Raw genomic sequence first — 24,239 nt, forward strand, 5'->3', positions numbered from 1 at the left:
AAAATTAATAATACACATTTCTAAAAAAACTTATAAACGATAACGATTTAGTTCTTCGAAGCCTTGATATTCTCAACAAACTGATCGAAAAGATAGGAAGAATCGTGTGGTCCGGGACTTGCTTCCGGGTGATATTGTACTGAAAAACAGTTCTTAGATTTCATACGCATACCGGCAACCGTACCATCATTAAGATGCACATGAGTCAATTCAAAATCTGTATTCTTTTCCAAATCCTCTTTCGATACCGCAAAACCATGGTTTTGAGAGGTAATCTCGCCTTTTCCCGTAATCAGATTTTTGACCGGATGGTTGATTCCTCTATGTCCGTTGAACATTTTATAGGTAGAAATTCCATTTGCCAAAGCAATTACCTGATGTCCCAGACAAATACCAAAAAGAGGCTTATTTTCGTTCAAAATATCGCGAGCTACCTGTTGTGCTGACTCTAACGGCTCGGGATCACCGGGACCATTCGACAAGAAATAACCATCAGGATTAAATGATTTCAGGTCAGCATAACTTGCATCATAAGGAAAAACTTTAATATAGCAATCTCTTGCTGCCAGATTTCGCAAAATATTGGTCTTGATCCCCAAATCTAACGCTGAAACTTTATATGTTGCGTTTTCGTTACCGAAAAAATACGGTTCTTTTGCTGAAACTACTGAAGCTAATTCTAATCCATTCATATCCGGCACTTCAGCTAAAAGTTTCTTCAATTCATCAATTGACGTATCATCTGTACAAATTACAGCGTTCATTGCACCATTATCACGAATATAGCTTACTAAAGCTCTGGTATCCACATCTGAAATAGCGATCAGATTTTGTTTTTGGAAGTAATCCAACAAACTTTCCGTTGCTCTTTCTCTTGAGTAGTTAAAACTAAAATTTTTACATACCAAACCGGCAATTTTCACACCATTGGATTCCACTTCCAGGTCATTTACACCATAATTTCCGATGTGCGCATTAGTAGTCACCATGATTTGACCATAATAAGACGGATCTGTAAAGATCTCCTGATAGCCTGTCGTTCCGGTATTAAATGCTACTTCTCCGAAAGTTTTACCTTCGATTCCGATTGATTTACCATAAAAAATAGTACCGTCCTTTAATAGCAATACAGCTTTTTTGCGATTTGTGTATTTCATTCTTATTGTGTTGTTTTTTGCAAAGTTAAATCTATTCGACCTATTTTAAAATTAAAACATAAAAAAAAGGATAAACTAAAATAGCTTATCCTTTTTTTATTAATCATTTCTTCATGATTATTCAGTTGCTTCAGTATTTTCAGAAGTTTCAGTTGCCGGTGCTTCAGCTGCAGGAGCTGCATCGGTCTTTTTAGTTCTACTACGACGAGTAGTCTTTTTAACTTCTTTTTTACCACCGTTATAGATTGTGTTAAAATCTACAAGTTCGATCATCGCCATATCTGCATTATCCCCTAAACGGTTTCCTAATTTTATGATACGAGTATATCCTCCCGGACGATCACCAACTTTAGCAGCTACTTCTCTGAATAATTCAGTAACAGCATATTTGCTTCTTAAATAAGAGAAAACAATACGTCTGTTATGTGTAGTATCTTCTTTTGACTTAGTTACTAGCGGCTCTATAAATTGTTTTAAAGCTTTAGCTTTAGCAACTGTTGTGTTAATTCTTTTGTGTTCAATTAACGAACATGCCATATTAGCCAACATAGCTTTTCTATGCCCTGCTTTTCTACCTAAGTGATTTACTTTTTTTCCGTGTCTCATGACGTTCTTATTTAGCCTTCATCTTGCTACGATCCTCTCTGGAGAGCAAAATATGAAGTAATTTATTCTTTATCTAATTTATATTTGCTTAAATCCATTCCGAAGTTCAAACCTTTAGAAGCTACTAATTCGTCTAGCTCAGTTAAAGATTTTTTACCAAAATTACGGAATTTCATTAAGTCGTTTTTATTGAAAGAAACCAAGTCTCCTAATGTATCTACTTCAGCCGCTTTCAAACAATTTAATGCTCTTACAGACAAATCCATATCTACCAATTTAGTCTTTAACAACTGACGCATGTGTAAAGATTCTTCGTCGTATGATTCCGTTTGAGCAATTTCATCAGCCTCTAATGTAATTCTCTCATCAGAAAACAACATAAAGTGGTGAATCAACGTTTTAGCTGCTTCAGTTAAAGCGTCTTTTGGATGAATTGATCCGTCGGTAACGATTTCAAAAACTAATTTTTCGTAGTCAGTTTTTTGCTCTACACGGTAGTTTTCAATTGAATATTTTACATTTTTTACCGGTGTATAGATAGAATCTGTAAAAATAGTTCCAATAGGCGCGTTTGCTTTTTTGTTTTCTTCAGCAGGAACATAACCTCTACCTTTTTCGATAGTAAGTTCCATGTTGATAGTTGTTTTACTATCTAAAGTACAAATTACTAAATCCGGATTTAACACCTGGAAACCAGAGATGAATTTTTGAAAATCTCCAGCTGTAATTTGCTCTTTACCAGAAAGTGAAATTGAAACAGATTCATTATCAACGTCTTCAATTTGTCTTTTGAAACGTGCTTGCTTTAAGTTAAGGATAATTTCTGTAACATCTTCAACTACACCAGAAATTGTTGAGAATTCATGCTCAACTCCTTCAATTCTAACAGATGTAATTGCGTAACCTTCTAATGAAGAAAGTAAAACTCTTCTTAATGCATTACCAACAGTCAATCCGTATCCCGGTTCTAAAGGTCTGAATTCAAACTTACCTTCAAAATCGGTTGAATCGATCATGATAACTTTATCGGGCTTTTGAAAATTAAATAATGCCATATCTCGACTAAAGTCAATTATTATTTGTTATACAACTCAACGATTAGTTGTTCTTTGATATTTTCTGGAATTTGTAATCTTTGCGGAACGGCAACAAAAGTACCTTCTTTAGTGTCGTTGTTCCAAGTGATCCACTCGTAAACGTGAGCAGAATTAGATAAAGAACGCTCAATTGCCTCAAGAGATTTTGATTTTTCGCGTATAGCTACTTTATCACCAGGTTTTAATTGATAAGAAGGAATATTAACAACCTCTCCATTTACAGTAATATGACGGTGAGATACAATTTGACGAGCTGCTCTTCTTGAAGGAGCAACACCCATACGGAATACAACGTTATCTAAACGTGATTCACATAATTGTAATAAGATTTCACCTGTTACTCCAGAAGCAGCAGATGCTTTTTCATATAAATTTCTGAATTGTTTTTCTAAAATACCATACGTATATTTAGCTTTTTGTTTTTCCATTAACTGGATAGCATATTCAGATTTTTTACCTCTTTTACGAGCCAAACCATGTTGTCCCGGAGGGTAATTTCTTTTTTCGAAGGCTTTATCATCTCCGAAGATAGCTTCGCCAAACTTACGAGCGATTTTTGTTTTAGGACCAGTATATCTTGCCATTTTAAAAAATAAATTAAGGTAGGGATTATGAATTCAGGTCTAATTTTATCCTTCGATAATCGTAAACCTACCTTGGTTATACTAAAAAATAATTAAACTCTTCTTCTTTTCGGAGGACGACATCCGTTATGAGGAATTGGAGTAACATCGATGATTTCAGTTACTTCTATACCACCATTGTGGATAGAACGGATAGCTGATTCTCTACCGTTACCTGGACCTTTAACGTAAACTTTTACTTTTTTCAATCCAGCCTCTAGTGCTACTTTTGCGCAATCTTCTGCTGCCATTTGAGCTGCATACGGAGTGTTCTTTTTAGAACCTCTGAAGCCCATTTTACCAGCCGAAGACCAAGAGATCACTTCACCTTTTTTGTTAGTTAATGAAATGATTATGTTGTTAAAAGTAGCATTAATATGTGCTTCTCCAGAAGATTCAACTATAACTTTACGTTTTTTTGCTGTTGTCTTAGCCATATTACTTACTTATTATTTAGTTGCTTTTTTCTTGTTAGCAACAGTTTTTCTCTTACCTTTTCTAGTTCTAGAATTATTCTTAGTTCTTTGACCTCTTAACGGAAGTCCAGCTCTGTGACGAATACCTCTTTGACATCCGATATCCATTAAACGTTTGATGTTTAATTGAATCTCAGAACGCAATTCACCTTCAATCTTGTAGTATGAAACAGCTTCACGGATGGCACTGATCTCATCATCATTCCAATCTTGAACTTTTTTATCTTCGCTCACTTGAGCTTTTGCTAAGATATCTTTAGCTCTGCTTTTACCAACACCAAAAATGTATGTTAAAGCAATAATTCCTCTTTTTTGTTTAGGTACATCTACCCCTGCAATTCTTGCCATAATTATCCTTGTCTTTGTTTAAATCTAGGATTCTTTTTATTAATCACGTATAATCTTCCTTTTCTACGCACTATAATGCACTCGGCACTTCTCTTTTTTACTGATGCTCTTACTTTCATTTTAATAGCCTTTAGTATCTATATGTAATTCTTGCTTTTGTTAAATCGTAAGGGCTCATTTCAAGTTTTACCTTATCTCCCGGTAGTAATTTAATATAATGCATACGCATTTTACCGGAAATATGAGCAATTACAACATGTCCGTTTTCTAACTCTACTCGGAACATTGCATTTGACAATGCTTCTACAATTGTTCCGTCTTGTTCTATTGCTGATTGTTTTGCCATAAATATTAAGCTACTGCTTTTCTATTTTTACCACTTTTCATCAAACCATCATAATGTCTATTCAATAAATAGGTATTAATTTGTTGAATAGTATCAATAGCAACCCCCACCATAATTAGTAAAGATGTACCTCCATAAAAATAACCCCAAGCACCTTGAACGTTCAATAAACTTACCACGAATGCAGGTAAAATCGCAATCAATGCTAAGAAAATAGAACCCGGAAAGGTTATTAACGACATAATCTTGTCCAGATAATCACTAGTCTCAACCCCTGGTCTTACCCCTGGTATAAAACCACCACTTCTTTTCAAGTCATCAGCCATTTTGTTTGTCGGTACGGTAATTGCGGTGTAAAAATACGTAAAAATTATAATTAACAAAGCAAATACCACATTATAAACCAATCCGAACGGATCTTTAAACATGGTGGCCAACGATTGTGCCGTGTCAGATTCTTTTGCTAATCCGGAAATTGCAGCTGGAATGAACATAATAGCCTGTGCAAAGATAATCGGCATTACACCTGAAGCATTTAGCTTCAAAGGTATAAACTGTCTAGAACCCATCATATCTTGTTCAAACTCACCAGCTACTGTTCTTCTGGCATATTGCACAGGAATTTTTCTCACTGCCATAACCAATAAGATACTGGCAATGATCACTAAGAACCATAAAATCACCTCCATCACAATCATCATAATGCTTCCGCTAGACTCTTGCGACGTACGAGACATGAATTCCTGAATAAATGCTTGCGGCATTCTGGCGATAATTCCCACCATAATTAATAAAGAGATACCGTTTCCGATTCCTTTATCAGTGATTTTTTCACCTAACCACATAGCAAATATTGTTCCTGTCACCATAATTAAAACAGATGAGAACAAGAATGAGAATGAGCTTACACCTAACAAAAACGCATCAGAAGGCAAGGTTCTGTATAAGTTATAGATATAACCCGGACCTTGAACCAAAGTGATTATAATTGTTAGCCATCTCGTGATTTGGTTAATCTTTTTTCTTCCGCTTTCTCCATCACTCTGTAATTTTTGCAGATAAGGAATAGCGATCCCCATCAACTGAACTACGATAGAAGCAGAGATATAAGGCATGATACCTAATGCAAATACAGAGGCTTGCGAAAACGCGCCTCCTGTAAATACATTGATTAACCAACCAATACCTTCGTTTGTTTGGTTAGTAAGATTTCCCAATTTAGTAGCATCAATACCCGGAAGTGTTACCTGAGCACCGAAACGATACACTAATAACAAACCTAGAGTTAACAAAATTCTGTTTTTTAACTCTTCAATTTTCCAGACATTGATAAAAGAATCTATAAATTTCTTCATATTACTAAAAGGATTATAAAGTTACAGCTTCTCCACCAGCAGCTTCTATTGCAGCTTTTGCAGAGGCAGTAAATTTGTGAGCACTAACTTTAAGTTTAGCTTTTAGCTCACCTCTACCTAAAATCTTTACTAAGCTATTTTTTGTAGCTAAACGATTTTCTACTAATACGTCGAAATCAACAGTATCAGTAATAATACCATTATCTACTAAATATTGAATTGTATCTAAGTTCACACCTTGATACTCAACTCTGTTAATATTTTTAAATCCAAACTTAGGTACACGTCTTTGAAGTGGCATTTGACCACCTTCGAAACCAATTTTCTTAGAATAACCAGAACGTGACTTTGCTCCTTTGTGACCTCTTGTCGAAGTACCACCTTTACCGGAACCTTGTCCTCTACCTACTCTTTTATTTTGGTTGTGAACTGAACCTTCAGCTGGCTGTAAGTTACTTAAATTCATAACGAAAACTATTATTTAGTTTCTTCAACAGAAACTAAGTGTTTAACTTTATTTACCATTCCAAGGACAGCAGGACTTGCGTCATGCTCAACAACTTGTCCGATTTTTCTTAAACCTAAAGAATCTAATGTTCTTTTTTGAGTCTCCGGACAGTTAATTCTACTTTTTACTTGTTTTACTAAAATTTTTGCCATTTTCCTTGAATTTTTTATCCTTTAAATACTTTATCAAGAGACACGCCTCTTTGTTTAGCAACAGTTGCAGCACTTCTCATTTGTAACAAAGCATCAAAAGTAGCTTTAACAACGTTATGAGGATTAGATGAACCTTGAGATTTAGATAATACATCGTGAATACCTACTGACTCTAATACCGCACGCACTGCACCACCGGCAATAACTCCGGTACCATGAGATGCTGGCATTAAATAAACTCTAGCCCCACCATACTTACCTTTTTGCTCATGAGGTACAGTAACACCATTCAAAGGAACTCTAACTAAATTTTTCTTTGCGTCTTCTACTGCTTTAGCAATAGCTTCAGAAACATCTTTAGATTTTCCTAATCCGTGTCCTACAACTCCACTCTCATCACCTACTACTACGATAGCAGAGAAACCGAATGCTCTACCACCTTTAGTAACTTTAGTAACACGATTTACACTAACCAAACGATCTTTTAATTCAAGACCACTTGGTTTTACTAGCTCTACATTTTTATATTTTTGATACATAACTTTAGAATTTTAGTCCAGCTTCTCTAGCTCCTTCTGCTAATGATTTAACACGTCCATGGTACAAATATCCACCTCTATCAAAAGAGATTTCACTAATACCTGATTTAAGAGCTCTTTCAGCTACTAATTTACCTACTGCGTTAGCAATTTCAGTTTTTGTACCTTTTGCAACTTCTTTATCACGAGAAGATGCATAAGCTAATGTAACACCGTTTACGTCATCTATGACTTGCGCATAGATCTCTTTATTAGATCTAAATACAGAAAGTCTAGGTTGTGCAGCAGTACCGCTAACAATCTTTCTAATTCTGAATTTAATTCTTTGTCTTCTTTCAGTTTTTGTTAATGACATAGCCTTAATTTTTAAGCTGATTTACCTGCTTTTCTTCTTAATACTTCACCTACAAACTTAACACCTTTTCCTTTGTAAGGCTCAGGTTTACGGAAAGATCTGATTTTAGCAGATACCTGACCTAATAATTGTTTGTCAAATGATGATAATTTCACTATTGGATTTTTACCTTTTTCAGAAACTGTTTCAACTTTTACTTCCGGAGCAATATCTAAAACAATATTATGAGAGTATCCTAATGCCAAATCAAGTTTTTGCCCTTGATTTGAAGCACGGTAACCAACACCCACTAATTCTAACTCCTTAGTAAAACCTTCTGAAACTCCTACAACCATATTATTGATAAGAGCACGATATAATCCATGTTTCGCTCTCTCACTTTTGTTATCTGATGAACGCTCAACAACAACATTGTTGTCCTCAACTTTTACCGTCACATCAGAAAACTCTTGAGAAAGCTCGCCTAATTTTCCTTTTACTATAACTACAGCATCTTTCACTTCTACAGTTACTCCTGCTGGAATTGCAATTGGATTTTTACCTATTCTTGACATGCTTTCGTCTTTTAATTAATATACGTAACAAATTACTTCTCCACCAACATTAAGCTGTTTGGCTTGTTTACCAGTCATAACACCTTTAGATGTAGAAACAATAGCCACACCTAGTCCGTTTAAGATTCTTGGTAAATCAGTAGAGCTAGCATACTTACGTAAACCTGGTTTACTAATTCTTTGGATATCTCTGATTACAGGCTCTTTAGTTTCTTTGTCATACTTAAGAGCAATTTTAATACTACCTTGAACAGTATTATTTTCAAATTTGTAACTCAAGATATACCCTTGGTCAAATAAAATTTTTGTGATCTCTTTTTTCAAATTAGAAGCCGGAATCTCAACCACTTTGTGGTTAGCTCTCACAGCATTTCTAACTCTTGTAAGAAAATCTGCAATTGGATCTGTATACATATATATAAAATTGCGGTTCCGGTTTTCAAGAGGCAACCCACTCCTTGAACCTAAAACCAATTAAATTCAAAATTCTAATTAACTCCTATAAGCCGCGATAGCACCAGTTTTTAGCACTATTGCGACTTATAAAAATCTTATTTTCAATAAAAAAGCGCACAAATGTACACTTTTTTATTGTTTTTAACAAATTTATATTACCAACTGGATTTTTTTACCCCCGGAATTAATCCTTGGTTAGCCATTTCACGGAATGTTACACGTGAAATTCCGAATTGACGCATGTAGCCTCTTGGTCTACCTGTCAATTTACAACGATTATGTAAACGCACAGGAGATGCATTTTTTGGTAATTTTTGCAATGCCTCATAATCTCCGGCTTCTTTCAAAGCTTTTCTTTTTTCAGCATATTTAGCTACTAATGCTTCTCTTTTCGCCTCACGGGCTTTCATAGATTCTTTAGCCATGTCTTAATTCTTTTTAAAAGGTAATCCTAGTTCTCCTAATAATGATTTTGCTTCTTTATCTGTTTTTGCAGAAGTTACAAAAGTAATATCAAAACCAGCAATTTTGTTTACTTTATCGATATCAATCTCAGGGAAGATAATTTGCTCTAGAACCCCTAAGTTATAGTTACCTCTACCGTCAAAACCAGTTGATTTGATCCCGTTGAAATCTCTAACACGCGGTAAAGACGAAGTAATCAATCTGTCTAAGAACTCATACATTCTTTCTCCACGTAATGTTACTTTAGCACCGATCGGCATACCTTTTCTCAATTTGAAAGAAGCAACGTCTTTCTTAGAAATAGTAGACACAGCCTTTTGACCAGTAATTTTAGTAATTTCTTCAACAGCGTAATCTACTAATTTTTTATCAGATACAGCTGCACCAACTCCACGGCTTACAACAATCTTTTCAAGTTTAGGAACTTGCATAATGTTTTTGTAACCGAATTCTTCTCTAAGAGCAGCAATAACTCTACTCTTATATTCTTCTTTTAATCTAGGTATATAAGACATAACTATAATACTTGATTAGATTTTTTTGAAAATCTCACTTTCTTGTCTCCTTCAACTTTGAAACCTACTTTAGTAACTGACTTTGATTTCGGGTCAATTAAAGACAGGTTTGAAATATGAATAGGAGCTTCCTTCTTAACGATACCACCTTGAGGGTTTTTAGCACTTGGTTTTGTATGTTTTGAAACCATGTTAATCCCTTCAACTACCGCTTTATTTGCTTCACGAAGTACGCGCAAAACTGTTCCTTCAGACCCTTTATGATCTCCGGCGATTACTTTTACTACGTCTCCTGATTTAATTTTTAGCTTTGCCATCATTTTAAGAATTAAAGCACCTCTGGTGCCAATGATACAATTTTCATGAATTGTTTTTCACGAAGTTCTCTAGCTACCGGACCAAAAACACGAGTACCTCTCATTTCACCTGCAGCGTTTAACAATACACATGCGTTATCGTCAAAACGGATGTAAGATCCATCAGCTCTTCTCACTTCTTTTTTAGTACGTACAACAACTGCAGTAGATACAGCTCCTTTTTTCACGTTTCCGTTAGGAGTAGCATCTTTAATAGAAACTACAATTTTATCACCTACAGAGGCATAACGACGTTTCGTTCCTCCTAAAACACGGATAGTTAAAACTTCCTTAGCTCCCGTGTTATCTGCTACTTTTAATCTTGATTCTTGTTGTACCATAATTACTTAGCTCTTTCAATGATTTCAACTAGTCTCCAACATTTAGATTTACTTAATGGACGAGTCTCCATAATTCTTACAGTATCTCCAATGTTACAATCGTTTGTTTCGTCGTGTGCAACGTATTTTTTAGTTTTCAACACGAACTTACCATATAAAGGGTGTTTTACTTTTCTTGTTTCAGAAACAACAATAGATTTCTCCATTTTGTTGCTAGTAACAACACCTACTCTCTCTTTTCTTAAATTTCTTTTTTCCATCTTTCAGCAGAATACAAATTATTGTAACTCTCTTTTAGTTAACTCAGTTTCAATTCTCGCAACCGCTCTTCTTACATTTCTTAATTGTAATGGATTATCAATCGGAGAAATTGTATGAGCTGTTTTTAGGTCGGTATAAGTTTTCTTTAACTGACTAAGTTTCTCTTGTAACTCAGCTGCAGATAGATCTTTTATTTCTGATTGTTTCATAATGCTCTTTTAATTATGCTTCGAAATCTCTAGCAACAACAAACTTAGTTTTTACAGGAAGTTTTTGTGCAGCAAGACGTAATGCTTCTTTTGCTACAGAAAGCGGCACACCTCCTACTTCAAACATGATTCTTCCCGGTTTCACAACTGCAGCCCAATATTCAACTGCACCTTTACCTTTACCCATACGTACTTCAAGAGGTTTCTTTGTGATTGGCTTATCCGGGAAAATTTTAATCCACAACTGTCCTTCTCTTTTCATGAAACGTGTTGCTGCGATACGAGCCGCCTCAATTTGACGAGAAGTAATGAAAGCTGAATCTAAAGATTTTATCCCAAACATACCATTTGAAAGTACATGTCCTCTTTGAGAAACACCTTTCATTTTACCTTTCTGTACCTTACGGTATTTTGTTCTTTTAGGCTGTAACATTTTTCTTTAATTTAAAATAATTACTTTCTTTTGCGTGTGTTTGGTTTACCTTTTCCTCCAGAAGATTTGGATTGTTTTTTATCCATACCTACTAACGGAGAAAGATCTCTTTTTCCGTAAACCTCACCTTTCATGATCCATACTTTAATTCCCATTCTACCGTAAGTAGTATGAGCTTCAGCTAAAGCATAGTCAATATCAGCTCTGAAAGTTGACAATGGAATTCTTCCTTCTTTGAAATGCTCTGAACGTGCCATTTCAGCACCATTCAAACGACCGGAAATCATAACTTTGATCCCTTCAGCATTCATTCTCATTGCAGCCGCAATAGCCATTTTAATAGCTCTTCTGTAAGAAATTCTGCTTTCAATTTGACGAGCAATACTGTTAGCCACTAAATAAGCATCTAACTCGGGTCTTTTGATTTCAAAGATGTTAATTTGAACTTCTTTGTCAGTAATTTTCTTAAGTTCTTCTTTTAACTTGTCTACCTCTTGACCTCCTTTACCAATAATGATACCTGGACGAGCCGTAGTGATAGTAACGGTTACAAGCTTTAAAGTTCTCTCGATAATTATCTTAGAAACACTAGCTTTAGATAAACGAGCATGGATGTATTTACGGATTTTGTAATCTTCAGCGATTTTATCACCGTAATCATTTCCACCGTACCAGTTTGAGTCCCATCCTCTGATGATACCAAGTCTATTTCCGATTGGATTTGTCTTTTGTCCCATACTGTTTATTAATTACTTTGTGTGTTATTATTTTCTCCTAACACGATTGTTACGTGGTTAGAACGTTTTCTGATTCTGTGCGCGCGACCTTGCGGAGCCGGACGAAGTCTTTTCAACATCATACCACCATCTACGCGGATCTCTTTAACAAATAAGCCTGCTTCTTCTAAACTTGCTTCAGCATTTTTAGCCTGCCAGTTAGCAATAGCTGATAACAATAGTTTTTCTAATTTTCTAGAAGCTTCTTTTTGACTAAATCTCAATATATTAAGAGCCAATTCTACTTTCTTACCTCTTACCAAATCAGCTACTAAACGCATTTTTCTTGGCGAAGTAGGGCAGTTATTTAATTTAGCAAAAGCAACTTGCGCTTTAGCTTCTTTAATCTGCTCTGCTCTTTCTTTTTTACGAACTCCCATAGCTTCTTATTATTTTTTACCTTTATTTTTTGCACCAGCGTGACCACGGAATGATCTTGTTGGCGAAAATTCTCCTAATTTATGACCTACCATGTTCTCAGTTACATAAACCGGAACAAATTGACGACCGTTATGCACTGCGATAGTCTGTCCAACGAAGTCAGGCGTAATCATAGAAGCTCTTGACCAAGTTTTGATCACTGCTTTATTACCTTTCTCAACGTTTTCTAAAACTTTCTTCTCTAATTTATAGTGTACGTAAGGTCCTTTTTTTAATGAACGTGCCATGTCTATCTAATTATTTCTTTCTACGTTCTACAATATACTTATTACTCGGGTTAACCTTAGAACGAGTTCTATAACCTTTAGCAGGTAAACCTTTTCTTGAACGTGGGTGACCTCCTGAAGAACGTCCTTCACCACCACCCATTGGGTGATCAACTGGGTTCATCGCTACCGGTCTAGTTCTAGGTCTTCTACCTAACCATCTAGATCTACCAGCTTTACCTGATACTACTAATTGATGATCTGAGTTAGAAACAGCTCCAATTGTAGCCATACAAGTCAACAAGATCAATCTTGTTTCACCAGAAGGCATTTTAATTGTTGCATATTTACCATCTCTCGCCATCAATTGAGCAAAAGTCCCTGCAGAACGTGCAATAACAGCACCTTGACCTGGTCTTAACTCGATACATGAAATAACTGTACCTAGAGGAATTTTACTTAAAGGCATTGCATTTCCGATTTCCGGAGCCGCATCTTCACCAGACACTACAGTTTGTCCAACTTGTAAACCGTTTTGTGCAATGATATATGTTTTAGCACCATCTGCATAAGCGATTAAAGAAATAAAAGCTGAACGGTTCGGATCGTATTCGATAGTTTTAACAGTAGCAGGAATTCCGGCTTTTGTTCTTTTAAAATCTACCAAACGATACTTTTGTTTATGACCACCACCCGTATAACGCATGGTCATTTTTCCTTGACTATTTCTACCTCCAGAGTTTTTTTTCGGAGCCAACAATGACTTTTCCGGCTTATCAGTTGTAATAGTGTCAAAGCTATTTACAACTCTAAAACGCTGACCCGGGGTAATAGGTTTTAATTTTCTAACTGACATTTTCTATTAGATATTATTATAAAAATCTATTGTTTCACCTTCCTGAACTTGAACAACCGCTTTTTTATAAGCATTTGTTTTTCCACTGATCAAACCATTTTTGGTATATTTAACACTTCTATCAGCTCTATAGTTCATAGTATTAACAGCAACCACATTCACACCATAGGCAGCTTCAACTGCATTTTTGATCTGAATTTTGTTAGCAGCCTTATCAACCACAAAACCAAAACGGTTAAAAACTTCACCTTCTTTGGTTATTTTTTCAGTTATAATTGGTTTAATAATGATACTCATAACCTTAATTATTTACTTAAATTAGCTTCAATTCCGCTAACCGAACCTTCAGTAAGAACTAAACTCTTAGCATTTAAAACAGCATAAGTGTTTAATTCTGAAGTGGTTACAACAGAAGTTGATTGTAAATTACGTGACGACAAATATACATTTTTATTTGCATCACCCAACACGAATAATGATTTTTTATTATCTAACCCTAAAGCTTTCAATACGTTAATGAAATTTTTAGTGTTTGGCGCTTCAAATACAAAATCTTCTACTACTACCAAATTAGACTCCTGAGCTTTTAAAGACAAAGCTGATTTACGAGCTAATTTTTTCAAGTTTTTATTCAATTTGAATGAATAGTTTCTTGGTTTTGGTCCAAAGATTCTACCACCACCTACAAATACAGGAGATTTAACACTACCTGCACGCGCAGTACCTGTACCCTTTTGTTTTTTAATTTTACGAGTACTTCCAGCAATCTCACCTCTCTCTTTAGACTTATGAGTACCTTGTCTTTGATTTGCTAAATATTGCTTAACATCAAGGTAAACAGCATGATTATTAGGCTCAATTGCGAATACAGAATCAGAAAGCTGCACTTTACGTCCTGTATCTTTTCCGTTGATATCTAATACTTTTACTTCCATTACTTCTGAATGATTACGTAAGAGTTTTTGTGACCAGGAACACAACCTTTTATTACTAAAAGATTTTTCTCAGCTACAACTTTTAAAACTCTAAGGTTTTGAACTGTTACATTTTCTCCTCCTGTTCTACCCGCCATACGCATTCCTTTGAACACTCTTGAAGGGTAAGACGATGCACCCACAGAACCCGGCGCTCTTAAACGGTTATGCTGACCGTGAGTTGACTGACCAACACCACCGAACCCATGACGTTTAACAACACCTTGGAAACCTTTACCTTTAGACACACCTTGTACATCTACAAATTCTCCTTCGTTGAATAAATCAACAGTCAACACATCTCCTAGATTGTGTTTTTCTTCAAAATACTTGAATTCAACAACTTTCTTCTTAGCAGCAGTACCTGCTTTTTTGAAGTGACCTACCTCAGCTTTTACAGCATGTTTCTCAGTCTTGTCATCGAAACCAAGTTGAAGAGCTTCATACCCGTCAACCTCGTTGGTTCTGACTTGGGTAACTACGCATGGACCAGCTTCGATTACTGTACATGGGATATTTTTCCCATTTTCATCAAAAATGCTAGTCATGCCAATTTTTCTTCCGATTAACCCAGACATATTTAACAATTTATTAATTTATAATTCTTTAAAAATTACTCACAAAAAGGCACACTCCTCCTTTTTGAGGGTGCAAATATATAATTTTATTTTAATTCACGCAAATTTAATTAGTTAAGTGTTTTTCAGAACGAAAAAACCTACTAACAAACCTTGAATTAAAATATAAAAAAAACCGCTGAACAGAGCCCAGACGGTTTCTTTATGTAAGTTTAAGTAATTATCAAACTTTGATTTCTACTTCAACACCACTTGGTAATTCCAATTTCATTAAAGCATCGATAGTCTTAGATGATGATGAATAGATATCCAATAATCTCTTATAAGAACTTAACTCGAACTGCTCTCTTGATTTTTTGTTTACGTGCGGTGAACGCAATACAGTAAAAATCTTTTTATTAGTAGGCAACGGAATAGGACCCGTTACTACCGCACCTGTACTTTTTACAGTTTTTACGATTTTTTCAGCAGACTTGTCTACTAAACTATGATCGTATGATTTTAATTTTATTCTGATTTTTTGACTCATTTTCTTAAAAATTAAGCGTTACCTTTAGCTTTCTTAATAACTTCTTCTGAAATATTAGAAGGTGTTTCAGCGTAGTGAGAGAACTCCATTGTTGATGTAGCTCTACCAGAAGACAATGTTCTCAAAGTAGTTACATAACCAAACATTTCTGACAACGGAACAGAAGCTTTAATTACTTTTGAACCTGCTCTATCATCCATGTTATTTACCTGACCTCTTCTTCTATTTAAGTCACCTACAATATCCCCCATGTTTTCTTCCGGAGTTAACACCTCTAACTTCATGATCGGCTCAAGGATAACAGCACCTGCAGCTTTTGCAGACTCTTTATAACCTAATTTAGCAGCCAATTCGAACGAAAGTGCATCCGAGTCAACAGGGTGAAATGAACCGTCTAATAAAGTTACTTTTAAGCTATCAACTTCGTATCCCGCTAAAGGACCTTCTTTCATAGCTTCTTTGAAACCTTTTTCTACAGCAGGAATGTACTCTTTCGGTACGTTACCACCTTTAACTTCATTAATGAATTGTAATCCCATAGGAACTTTTCCATCAACTTCGTCAGCTGGTCCGATTTTGAATACAATATCACCAAATTTACCACGACCACCAGATTGTTTTTTATAAACCTCTCTATGCTCTGCTTGTCTAGTGAAAGCTTCTTTATACTCAACTTGTGGCTCACCTTGATTAACCTCAACTTTAAACTCACGTCTTAAACGGTCAACAATAATATCTAAGTGAAGCTCACCCATACCTGAAATAATAGTTTGACCTGAAGCATGATCTGTACGTACAGTAAAAGTAGGATCCTCTTCAGCTAATTTCGCTAAAGCCATACCCATTTTATCAACGTCAGCTTTTGTTTTAGGCTCAACTGCGATACCAATTACCGGATCAGGGAACACCATAGATTCTAATACGATAGGGTGTTTCTCATCACACAAAGTATCACCGGTCTTAATATCTTTAAATCCTACAGCTGCTCCAATATCTCCAGCCTCGATATATTCGATCGGGTTTTGTTTGTTAGCGTGCATTTGATAGATACGAGAGATACGCTCTTTATTCCCTGAACGAGAATTGAAAACATAAGATCCTGCATCTAATCTTCCTGAATAAGCACGGAAGAAAGCCAAACGACCTACATAAGGGTCAGTAGCGATCTTAAACGCCAAAGCTGAGAAAGGCTCAGATACAGACGGCTTTCTTGAAATAGGCTCTTCAGTATCAGGATCTGTTCCTTCGATAGCTTCTTTATCTAACGGAGAAGGTAAGAATTTACAAACTGCATCCAACATAAACTGAACTCCTTTGTTTTTGAATGAAGATCCACATAACATAGGAATAATAGCCATATCGATAGTCGCACTTCTTAATGCATTGTTGATTTCATCTTCTGTAATAGAATCTTCATCTTCCATGAATTTTTCTAACAAGTTTTCATCATACGCTGCAACTTCCTCAATCAATTGCTGTCTGTATTTTTTCACATCAGCAACCATATCTTCCGGTACCGGAATAATATCAAAAGTAGCTCCTTGAGTTTCATCATGCCATACAATAGCCTGATTCTTGATCAAATCAACTACCCCTTTGAAATCAGCCTCATCACCAATAGGTAAAACTAAAGGCACAGCGTTAGATTTCAACATATCTTTTACTTGCTGACAAACCGCTAAGAAGTTAGACCCTTGACGGTCCATCTTGTTAACAAATCCCATACGAGGAACCTTATAGTTATCAGCTAATCTCCAGTTAGTTTCTGACTGAGGCTCAACACCGTCAACAGCAGAAAACAAGAACACCAATCCGTCTAATACACGTAATGAACGGTTTACCTCTACTGTAAAGTCAACGTGACCCGGAGTATCGATAATATTAAAGTGGTATCCGTGAGTATCTGCAACAGGTTTACCTTGCTCAGTTGGAAAGTTCCACTCACAAGTTGTAGCAGCAGAAGTAATTGTAATACCTCTTTCCGCTTCTTGCTCCATCCAGTCCATGGTTGCAGCACCTTCGTGAACTTCACCAATCTTATGCGATTTACCGGTATAGAATAAAATACGCTCAGTCGTTGTTGTTTTACCAGCATCAATGTGAGCCGCAATACCGATATTTCTTGTATATTTTAAATCTCTTGCCATTGTATTGTTATTTCTTTATGAATTAAAATCTAAAGTGAGAGAATGCTTTGTTTGCCTCAGCCATTTTGTGAGTGTCCATTCTTTTCTTAACTGCAGCACCTTCTTCTTTAGCAGCAGCTAAAATTTCAGAAGCTAATTTACCAGCCATAGATTTCTCATTTCTTTTTCTTGCATAAAGAATTAACCATTTCATCGCCATAGAAATTTTTCTATCCGGACGAATTTGCATCGGAATTTGGAATGAAGCACCACCTACACGACGAGAACGAACTTCTACGTGAGGCATAACATTTGTTAAAGCGTCTTTCCAAATCTCTAATGACGTTTTCTCTGCGTCTTGCTTTTTAGACTCAACGATGTCTAATGCATCATAAAATACTTTAAAAGCAACTGATTTCTTACCATCCCACATTAAGTTATTTACAAAACGAGTCACCAATTGATCGTTAAACTTCGGATCCGGTAAAAGAGGTCTTTTTTTGGCCTGTCTTTTTCTCATGTCTTTTCTTTAAAAGTTTTAAAATTACTTTTTGTCTTTAGGGCGTTTAGCACCATATTTAGATCTTCTTTGTAAACGACCGTTAACTCCGGCTGTATCCAAAGCACCACGTACGATGTGGTATCTAACTCCTGGTAAATCTTTTACCCTTCCACCTCTAACTAATACTATCGAGTGCTCTTGTAGATTGTGTCCTTCTCCCGGGATGTATGCATTTACCTCATTACCATTTGTTAAACGAACACGGGCAACTTTACGCATTGCCGAGTTTGGTTTTTTTGGCGTTGTAGTGTAAACACGCGTACAAACCCCTCTTCTTTGAGGACAAGAATCTAAAGCAGCCGATTTACTCTTCTTAGTTATTTTGGCTCTTCCAGTTCTTACTAATTGTTGAATTGTTGGCATAATTACTAATAAATTAATACTTGTTTTAACTACCCTATTTTAGGGATGCAAAGGTAGAAATTATTTTTTATAAACCAAATCTTAAATCTTTAATTTTCAATATGCTTACAAAAACATAAAGGCAACCTTTCTCAGGTCGCCTTTATTATTCATTACAATTAACCTTTAATTTACTAAGATGTAATATTGCCAAGGTTCTAATTTCAACCCTTCTTCTTTTTTGAATTCAAAAGGTTTTCCTGCGTTGTAATCTTTATATTTCTGATCTAATTCAAAAGTAACATTTTGCTCTTCTGCTGACAAATTCGCTATAAAAACCACTTTCTTTCCTTCTTTTTCTCTTTCAAAAACCAGAATCGAATTATCGTTTGACGTTAGTATTCTTTTATAAGAGGCTTTATGTTCTCCTCCGCTTAAAGCCGGATTTTCTGCTTTCAATTTCCCCAGCTTTTCATAAACCTTCATCATTTTTCCTTCAACATGAGGAATGGTATCTTTTTCGAAAAATTTCAAACGTTTCTTTAAATCGTATTCCTGTCCGTTATAGATTAAAGGCATGCCCGGCATAACATAGCTCAAAGCAGCAAAAGCTTCAACCGCATCACCCATTCGTTCAAATTCAGTTCCATTCCAGGAATTCTCATCGTGATTCGACGTAAAATTCATGTAAATATCGTCTTTATCTAACAATGTGTCGATCTTTGTCATGTAAGCATCAAAATCTTTAACTGTCTTTTTACCTTGTGCAATATCATTAAAAATATGGTGCACATCCCAACCGTATTGCATATTGAAAGCCTGTTTCATTAATTCCGGTTTTTCGGCTTCGGCCAACATAAAAACTGGTTTTTCTTTGCGAAGTTGAGCTGTAGCTTCATTCCAGAAATCAGTTGGTACTTCTCCTGCTACATCACATCGAAAACCATCGATATCAAAATTGGTAATCCAATATTTCATATCTGCAATCATAGCTTTCCGCAATTCCGGATTATCATAGTTTAATTCGGCAACATCAGTCCAATCAAAAGGAGCAATCATATTTCCTTTTTCATCATGTGTATAAAAATCGTTGTGCTCCGTTACCCAAGGATGATCCCAAGCGGTATGATTGGCTACCCAATCCAAAATAACATATATCCCATTTTGATGTGCTGTTTCTACCAATTGATGCAGATCGTCAGCCGAACCAAACTCTTTATTGATACTTCTGTAGTCTTTAATAGAATAATAACTCCCTAAATATTTTTTTCGTTCAATAGTATCCGTAATATCTTCGACTGACAACTCACCTTTTGCTTTGCGTTTTTTTACTCCGATCTCATGGATTGGCATCAGCCAAAGGATTTTTACGCCTAATTCTTTTACTTTCGGAATATCTTTGGTAAACTCGTTAAACGTTCCTTCCGGTGAATATTGACGAATATTAGCTTCATAAATCACTGCATTATCTGCTGTTGTTTCGTTTATAGCTTCTAATTTCGGTTCTTCAGATTGGATTTCTGCTGGTTTTTCTTTTTTACAACTCATTAAAATCAGAATTGCAAAAACGGATAGAATTATTTTCTTCATGTGCTTTGATTATTGTAAAATATACTTTATGAGATTTAGCTACGCTGAACTTACGTTTCTCGCTAACGCTCGAAATGACAAGGTATCATTTATTTTAATTCTAAAATCATGGCTGTTTTCCCTGAAATAGAAAGTTCTTTTTCCAGCGAAATCTTACTTCCTGAGATCACTTCATCCGCCGAAGTAAAATCCTTTAATCGCTCTTCAAATCGAGACAATGACAGCGTTTGATTTTCTAAATTGTTATTCAAGATCACCATTACGGTTTCATCATCCGTATAACGGAAATACACATACACATTATTTTCCGGAATGTAATGCATTAACTTCCCGTTGTGAATAGCCTTTGATGTTTTACGCCAGTTCAACACTTTTTTGGTAAAATCAAAAAAATGCTTCTGCTCTGCCGTTCTTCCCGAATTGGTAAATGCATTATTGGAATCGCTTTCCCAGCCGCCCGGAAAATCCTGACGAATATCAGCATCGCCTTTTCCTTTATCGCCAGCCATTGCTATTTCGGTTCCATAGTATAATTGCGGAATCCCACGCATAGTTGCTAATACTGTCATTCCTAACTGATACTTTTTAAAATCCTTTTGGTAATTTTGATTGAAACGACCTGTATCGTGGTTTTCCAAAAAGATCAATAAATTATTCGGATTGGCATATAAAAAGTCATTGGTAAAATTATCGTAGAATTTAATCATTCCATCATTCCAACCTGCGTTATTTTCATTAAAAACGTTTCCAAAAGCATCGTGCAATGTAAAATCCATTACACTTGGCAAATACGAATTATAGCTTTGGATCTTAGCAATGGGACTGTCTTTTTGCCAATACGACATTTGTGCCTGGTCATGCATCCACACTTCCCCCACGATATTAAAATACGGATATTCATCAGTGATAGCTTTTGTCCATTTAGCAATTCCTTCCTTATCATTGTATGAATATGTATCGACACGGAATCCGTCTAAATCAGCATATTCTATCCACCAAATAGCATTTTGAATCAAATAATTCAGCACTAAAGGATTGGATTGGTTCAAATCAGGCATACTTGGCACAAACCATCCGTCCATGCAATATTTAGCATCACGCTGAGAAGCATTGGAATCAAATTGCGTAGTCATGCGATAATTACTTTGGGCATAACCCGGAAACTGATGAAACCAATCGTATGTTGGCATATCTTTAAACATCCAATGTTCTGCCCCCCAGTGATTCGTTACATAATCCAGGATTAATTTCATGTCGCGCTTGTGCATTTCAGCCGCTAAACGTTTGTAATCTTCATTGGTCCCGTAACGCACATCAATCTGATACACATCCGATTGCCCGTAAGTATGATATGAATAGCCCTTATCGTTGTCTTCGCAAAGCGGTGTTGACCAAATTGCTGTTGCCCCTAATTCTTGCACATAATCCAGATGATCGATAATTCCCTGAATATCGCCACCATGTCTTCCACCCGGCAAACTTCTGTTTCCTTTTTCCTGTAACTTTTTTACAGAATCGTTATCCGGATTTCCATTTGCAAATCTATCCGGCATTAACAAATAAATCACATCAGACGAATCAAAACTTTTGCGCAAAGCAGAATTAGGTCTTCTCTTTTTAATTTCGAAATCCTTAACAAACGATTTTCTTCCGTTCCTGAATGTAAAATGTAAGATGCGACTTGAAACATCTTTAGTATTGATAGTCACGAATACATAGTTCGGATTTTCTGTTTTAACTACATTTGTAATCACCACATTATCAGAAACCGATACTTGGTTTTGCGCTATATTTTTCCCGTAGAAAAGAATTTGAACCTGATTGTAATTCATCCCTTCGTACCAAAACGGTGGCTCCATTTTTTCGATCTGAGCTGAAATGGAAATAGTGAACAACACTAATATTAAGTATAGTAGTTTTTTCATAAGTCAATAAATAATCTTCTTTATGAGATTCCTCCTTAGGTCGAAATGACAATAAGGAGGAATTTTAATTATTTCACTTCAATGATACTGATCGCATATCCGCCACCCGGAGCAGAAGTTAACGTTAACTCTGATTTGTTACTTACTGTTTTTTCAGAAATAATATAAGCCTGCGGATTGGTTTTGTAATGTGCGTCTTTAGCATCTGCGTAAATAGTTGCTTTGTACTTTTTACCTTTTTCTAAGAAATCTAATTTGATTTTTGAAGTTCTCTTGGTTATGCCATTAACATTTCCTATGAACCAATTTTGAGTTCCTTTTGCTTTACGAGCCACGGTAATATATTTTCCCGGCTCAGCTTCTAAATATTTAGAATCATCCCAATCTACTGCTACATCTTTGATAAATTGGAAAGCATCTAAGAAACGATTGTAGTTTTCCGGTAAATCGGCTGCCATTTGCAACGGGCTGTACATCGTTACATATAAAGCCAATTGGTTTGCCAATGTTGAATTTACATGCGAATGATTATCCGGATTTAACTTATCGATATCCATTTCAAAAATTCCCGGTGTGTAATCCATTGGTCCACCAATCAATCGTGTAAAAGGCAAAATCGTCACGTGATTTGGTTTTGAACCTCCAAACGCTTGGAATTCGGTTCCACGAGCCGATTCGTTTCCGATTAAATTCGGATAGGTTCTACAAATACCTGTCGGACGAACCGCTTCATGCGCATTTACCATGATCTTATAATCAGCTGCCTTTTTAACAGCATATAAATAATGATTGTTGATCCATTGACTATAATGATGTTCGCCAATTGGTAAAATATTCCCCACATATCCACTTTTCACGGCATCATATCCGTTGTCTTTCATGAATCGGTACGCCGTATCCATGTGACGCTCGTAGTTGCGAACCGAACCTGAGGTTTCATGGTGCATAATCATTTTTATACCTTTTGAAGCCGCATATTGATGGATTCCTTTTACATCAAAATCCGGATATGGTGTTACAAAATCGAATACATAATCTTTTTCGTGACCAAACCAATCTTCCCAACCTTCGTTCCAACCTTCTACTAAAACTGCATCAAAACCATGTAAAGCTGCAAAATCGATCAATTCTTTTACGTGTTTAGTTGTCGCTCCGTGTTTCCCATTAGGTTTTGTTTTAGAGTAATCCGTCACCCCTAATTGTACAGAAGGTAAATCATCAGTATAAGCCCATGAGCTTTTTCCGGTAATCATTTCCCACCAAACACCAACATATTTTACCGGTTTAATCCATGAGGTATCTTCAATTTTACAAGGATCATTTAAGTTCAAGGTCAATTTTGACGCTAAAATTTCGCGAGCATCATTACTCACCATAACAGTTCTCCATGGCGAATGACAAGGTGCTTGTAGGTTTCCTTTGTTTCCTTTTGAATCAGGTGTTAACCAAGATTGGAATACAAATTTTTTATCGTCTAAGTTCAAACTCATCAACGAATAATCGATTAAAGCTGCTTCGTGTAAATTGATGTATAAACCATCAGCGGTTTTCATCATCAACGCCGTTTGTACTCCCGTTTCTGAAAATTGCTCTTGTGAAGCATTGGAAGTCACTGCATTTTTAAACAACGATCGTATCTCAGATAATTTTGATTCAGTATAATCGTATTCTTGTGTGTCATAATCTCCCGGAATCCAAAAAGCGGTATGGTCTCCCGTCATTGCAAACTGTGTTCTTTCCTCTTTGATAACGAAATACACTAAATCTTTTTGTTCCGGAAATTCGTAACGAAAACCTAAACCTTCGTTATACAAACGAAAGCGAACAACCATTTTACGATTCGTTACTTTTTGAAGTAAAGTTACTGCCAATTCATTGTAATGATTTACAATTTCTTTTACTTCGCCCCAAACCGGTTTCCACGTTTCATTGAATGTATTCGTTTCTATCTTCTCTATTACAAAACCATCTAACAAGGATTGTTTATCATTTTTCAATTCAAAACCCAGCTTACTTGGTTTTACTACTTCTTTTCCGTTATAACTTAGCTGATACGTCGGCGTACCGTCTTTCAGAAGCGAAAAAGTCATTACTTGCTTTCCGTTTGGCGACTTTAACTCTTGTGCATTAACAGCAAATGAAACCACAGAAAGGAATAACAGAACAATTATTTTTTTCATTT

General features: G+C 35.8%; 36 protein-coding genes. All 36 read right to left on the reverse strand.

What is annotated here, in order from left to right; translation table 11 throughout:
• Positions 1 to 47: 47 nt before the first annotated feature.
• A complete protein-coding gene (gene carA / locus DI487_RS03825) occupies positions 48 to 1,157 on the reverse strand; it encodes a glutamine-hydrolyzing carbamoyl-phosphate synthase small subunit (protein ID WP_109568489.1) in 1,110 nt (369 codons plus the stop codon).
• A gap of 117 nt (positions 1,158 to 1,274) precedes the next feature.
• Positions 1,275 to 1,763 carry a 50S ribosomal protein L17 gene (rplQ, locus tag DI487_RS03830; RefSeq protein ID WP_109568490.1) on the reverse strand — a complete coding sequence of 163 codons (489 nt, stop codon included), beginning with the start codon at positions 1,761 to 1,763 and terminating at the stop codon, positions 1,275 to 1,277.
• 62 nt (positions 1,764 to 1,825) lie between these two features.
• The gene (locus tag DI487_RS03835; RefSeq protein WP_109568491.1) at positions 1,826 to 2,818 is read right to left on the reverse strand and encodes a DNA-directed RNA polymerase subunit alpha; all 993 of its coding nucleotides are present in this window, start codon (positions 2,816 to 2,818) and stop codon (positions 1,826 to 1,828) included.
• A gap of 20 nt (positions 2,819 to 2,838) precedes the next feature.
• Positions 2,839 to 3,444, reverse strand: coding sequence for a 30S ribosomal protein S4 (gene rpsD, locus DI487_RS03840; RefSeq protein ID WP_109568492.1), 606 nt, complete (start codon positions 3,442 to 3,444; stop codon positions 2,839 to 2,841).
• Between the two features lie 92 nt (positions 3,445 to 3,536).
• Positions 3,537 to 3,920 (reverse strand): 30S ribosomal protein S11, encoded by a 384-nt coding sequence (gene rpsK / locus DI487_RS03845; protein WP_072781218.1) that lies wholly within the window; start codon positions 3,918 to 3,920, stop codon positions 3,537 to 3,539.
• Between the two features lie 12 nt (positions 3,921 to 3,932).
• Entirely contained in the window at positions 3,933 to 4,307 is a 375-nt protein-coding gene (rpsM, locus tag DI487_RS03850) for a 30S ribosomal protein S13 (protein WP_109568493.1), read from the reverse strand.
• A gap of 2 nt (positions 4,308 to 4,309) precedes the next feature.
• Complete coding sequence (ykgO, locus tag DI487_RS03855; RefSeq protein WP_002987490.1) at positions 4,310 to 4,426, reverse strand: type B 50S ribosomal protein L36; 117 nt, start codon at positions 4,424 to 4,426, stop codon at positions 4,310 to 4,312.
• An 11-nt stretch (positions 4,427 to 4,437) separates the two neighbouring features.
• A complete protein-coding gene (infA, locus tag DI487_RS03860) occupies positions 4,438 to 4,653 on the reverse strand; it encodes a translation initiation factor IF-1 (protein WP_045968400.1) in 216 nt (71 codons plus the stop codon).
• A gap of 5 nt (positions 4,654 to 4,658) precedes the next feature.
• Positions 4,659 to 6,008, reverse strand: a complete 1,350-nt coding sequence (secY, locus tag DI487_RS03865) for a preprotein translocase subunit SecY (protein WP_109568494.1) — start codon at positions 6,006 to 6,008, stop codon at positions 4,659 to 4,661.
• Between the two features lie 13 nt (positions 6,009 to 6,021).
• Positions 6,022 to 6,474 (reverse strand): 50S ribosomal protein L15, encoded by a 453-nt coding sequence (rplO, locus tag DI487_RS03870; RefSeq protein ID WP_109568495.1) that lies wholly within the window; start codon positions 6,472 to 6,474, stop codon positions 6,022 to 6,024.
• 11 nt (positions 6,475 to 6,485) lie between these two features.
• Entirely contained in the window at positions 6,486 to 6,668 is a 183-nt protein-coding gene (gene rpmD / locus DI487_RS03875; protein WP_109568496.1) for a 50S ribosomal protein L30, read from the reverse strand.
• A gap of 14 nt (positions 6,669 to 6,682) precedes the next feature.
• A complete protein-coding gene (gene rpsE, locus DI487_RS03880) occupies positions 6,683 to 7,207 on the reverse strand; it encodes a 30S ribosomal protein S5 (RefSeq protein WP_109568497.1) in 525 nt (174 codons plus the stop codon).
• A 4-nt stretch (positions 7,208 to 7,211) separates the two neighbouring features.
• Complete coding sequence (gene rplR / locus DI487_RS03885) at positions 7,212 to 7,562, reverse strand: 50S ribosomal protein L18 (protein ID WP_109568498.1); 351 nt, start codon at positions 7,560 to 7,562, stop codon at positions 7,212 to 7,214.
• Positions 7,563 to 7,573: 11 nt separating this feature from the next.
• A complete protein-coding gene (gene rplF, locus DI487_RS03890) occupies positions 7,574 to 8,116 on the reverse strand; it encodes a 50S ribosomal protein L6 (RefSeq protein WP_109568499.1) in 543 nt (180 codons plus the stop codon).
• Positions 8,117 to 8,131: 15 nt separating this feature from the next.
• Positions 8,132 to 8,530, reverse strand: a complete 399-nt coding sequence (gene rpsH / locus DI487_RS03895) for a 30S ribosomal protein S8 (RefSeq protein WP_109568500.1) — start codon at positions 8,528 to 8,530, stop codon at positions 8,132 to 8,134.
• Positions 8,531 to 8,727: 197 nt separating this feature from the next.
• On the reverse strand, positions 8,728 to 8,997 hold the full coding sequence (rpsN, locus tag DI487_RS03900; protein ID WP_109568501.1) for a 30S ribosomal protein S14: 270 nt from the start codon (positions 8,995 to 8,997) through the stop codon (positions 8,728 to 8,730).
• A 3-nt stretch (positions 8,998 to 9,000) separates the two neighbouring features.
• Positions 9,001 to 9,552 carry a 50S ribosomal protein L5 gene (gene rplE, locus DI487_RS03905; RefSeq protein ID WP_109568502.1) on the reverse strand — a complete coding sequence of 184 codons (552 nt, stop codon included), beginning with the start codon at positions 9,550 to 9,552 and terminating at the stop codon, positions 9,001 to 9,003.
• Positions 9,553 to 9,554: 2 nt separating this feature from the next.
• Positions 9,555 to 9,869, reverse strand: a complete 315-nt coding sequence (rplX, locus tag DI487_RS03910) for a 50S ribosomal protein L24 (RefSeq protein ID WP_109570598.1) — start codon at positions 9,867 to 9,869, stop codon at positions 9,555 to 9,557.
• An 11-nt stretch (positions 9,870 to 9,880) separates the two neighbouring features.
• On the reverse strand, positions 9,881 to 10,249 hold the full coding sequence (rplN, locus tag DI487_RS03915) for a 50S ribosomal protein L14 (protein WP_007803649.1): 369 nt from the start codon (positions 10,247 to 10,249) through the stop codon (positions 9,881 to 9,883).
• A 2-nt stretch (positions 10,250 to 10,251) separates the two neighbouring features.
• The gene (gene rpsQ, locus DI487_RS03920; protein ID WP_109568503.1) at positions 10,252 to 10,509 is read right to left on the reverse strand and encodes a 30S ribosomal protein S17; all 258 of its coding nucleotides are present in this window, start codon (positions 10,507 to 10,509) and stop codon (positions 10,252 to 10,254) included.
• A gap of 18 nt (positions 10,510 to 10,527) precedes the next feature.
• Positions 10,528 to 10,719 carry a 50S ribosomal protein L29 gene (gene rpmC / locus DI487_RS03925; protein ID WP_109568504.1) on the reverse strand — a complete coding sequence of 64 codons (192 nt, stop codon included), beginning with the start codon at positions 10,717 to 10,719 and terminating at the stop codon, positions 10,528 to 10,530.
• Between the two features lie 13 nt (positions 10,720 to 10,732).
• Positions 10,733 to 11,152: a 50S ribosomal protein L16 gene (gene rplP, locus DI487_RS03930; protein ID WP_109568505.1), complete on the reverse strand. Its 420-nt coding sequence runs from the start codon at positions 11,150 to 11,152 to the stop codon at positions 10,733 to 10,735.
• A gap of 20 nt (positions 11,153 to 11,172) precedes the next feature.
• On the reverse strand, positions 11,173 to 11,889 hold the full coding sequence (gene rpsC, locus DI487_RS03935) for a 30S ribosomal protein S3 (protein WP_109568506.1): 717 nt from the start codon (positions 11,887 to 11,889) through the stop codon (positions 11,173 to 11,175).
• Positions 11,890 to 11,897: 8 nt separating this feature from the next.
• The gene (gene rplV, locus DI487_RS03940; protein WP_109568507.1) at positions 11,898 to 12,308 is read right to left on the reverse strand and encodes a 50S ribosomal protein L22; all 411 of its coding nucleotides are present in this window, start codon (positions 12,306 to 12,308) and stop codon (positions 11,898 to 11,900) included.
• 9 nt (positions 12,309 to 12,317) lie between these two features.
• Positions 12,318 to 12,596 carry a 30S ribosomal protein S19 gene (gene rpsS, locus DI487_RS03945; protein ID WP_109568508.1) on the reverse strand — a complete coding sequence of 93 codons (279 nt, stop codon included), beginning with the start codon at positions 12,594 to 12,596 and terminating at the stop codon, positions 12,318 to 12,320.
• Positions 12,597 to 12,606: 10 nt separating this feature from the next.
• Positions 12,607 to 13,431, reverse strand: a complete 825-nt coding sequence (gene rplB, locus DI487_RS03950) for a 50S ribosomal protein L2 (RefSeq protein ID WP_109568509.1) — start codon at positions 13,429 to 13,431, stop codon at positions 12,607 to 12,609.
• Positions 13,432 to 13,437: 6 nt separating this feature from the next.
• Entirely contained in the window at positions 13,438 to 13,728 is a 291-nt protein-coding gene (rplW, locus tag DI487_RS03955) for a 50S ribosomal protein L23 (RefSeq protein WP_109568510.1), read from the reverse strand.
• 8 nt (positions 13,729 to 13,736) lie between these two features.
• Positions 13,737 to 14,366 carry a 50S ribosomal protein L4 gene (rplD, locus tag DI487_RS03960; RefSeq protein ID WP_109568511.1) on the reverse strand — a complete coding sequence of 210 codons (630 nt, stop codon included), beginning with the start codon at positions 14,364 to 14,366 and terminating at the stop codon, positions 13,737 to 13,739.
• The gene (gene rplC / locus DI487_RS03965) at positions 14,366 to 14,983 is read right to left on the reverse strand and encodes a 50S ribosomal protein L3 (RefSeq protein ID WP_109568512.1); all 618 of its coding nucleotides are present in this window, start codon (positions 14,981 to 14,983) and stop codon (positions 14,366 to 14,368) included. Before rplC ends, rplD begins: the two co-directional genes overlap by 1 nt.
• A gap of 223 nt (positions 14,984 to 15,206) precedes the next feature.
• Positions 15,207 to 15,512, reverse strand: coding sequence for a 30S ribosomal protein S10 (gene rpsJ, locus DI487_RS03970; RefSeq protein ID WP_109568513.1), 306 nt, complete (start codon positions 15,510 to 15,512; stop codon positions 15,207 to 15,209).
• Positions 15,513 to 15,523: 11 nt separating this feature from the next.
• Positions 15,524 to 17,659, reverse strand: a complete 2,136-nt coding sequence (fusA, locus tag DI487_RS03975; protein WP_109568514.1) for an elongation factor G — start codon at positions 17,657 to 17,659, stop codon at positions 15,524 to 15,526.
• A gap of 22 nt (positions 17,660 to 17,681) precedes the next feature.
• Positions 17,682 to 18,158 carry a 30S ribosomal protein S7 gene (rpsG, locus tag DI487_RS03980; RefSeq protein WP_109568515.1) on the reverse strand — a complete coding sequence of 159 codons (477 nt, stop codon included), beginning with the start codon at positions 18,156 to 18,158 and terminating at the stop codon, positions 17,682 to 17,684.
• 24 nt (positions 18,159 to 18,182) lie between these two features.
• Complete coding sequence (gene rpsL, locus DI487_RS03985; RefSeq protein ID WP_072781281.1) at positions 18,183 to 18,563, reverse strand: 30S ribosomal protein S12; 381 nt, start codon at positions 18,561 to 18,563, stop codon at positions 18,183 to 18,185.
• Between the two features lie 165 nt (positions 18,564 to 18,728).
• Entirely contained in the window at positions 18,729 to 20,132 is a 1,404-nt protein-coding gene (locus DI487_RS03990) for an alpha-amylase family glycosyl hydrolase (protein WP_109568516.1), read from the reverse strand.
• An 89-nt stretch (positions 20,133 to 20,221) separates the two neighbouring features.
• Positions 20,222 to 22,057: a glycoside hydrolase family 13 protein gene (locus DI487_RS03995; RefSeq protein ID WP_109568517.1), complete on the reverse strand. Its 1,836-nt coding sequence runs from the start codon at positions 22,055 to 22,057 to the stop codon at positions 20,222 to 20,224.
• A gap of 68 nt (positions 22,058 to 22,125) precedes the next feature.
• Complete coding sequence (locus DI487_RS04000) at positions 22,126 to 24,237, reverse strand: glycoside hydrolase family 97 protein (protein ID WP_109568518.1); 2,112 nt, start codon at positions 24,235 to 24,237, stop codon at positions 22,126 to 22,128.
• Positions 24,238 to 24,239: the final 2 nt, after the last annotated feature.

The sequence above is a fragment of the Flavobacterium sediminis genome (genome assembly GCF_003148385.1).
Taxonomy (GTDB): Bacteria; Bacteroidota; Bacteroidia; order Flavobacteriales; family Flavobacteriaceae; genus Flavobacterium; species Flavobacterium sediminis.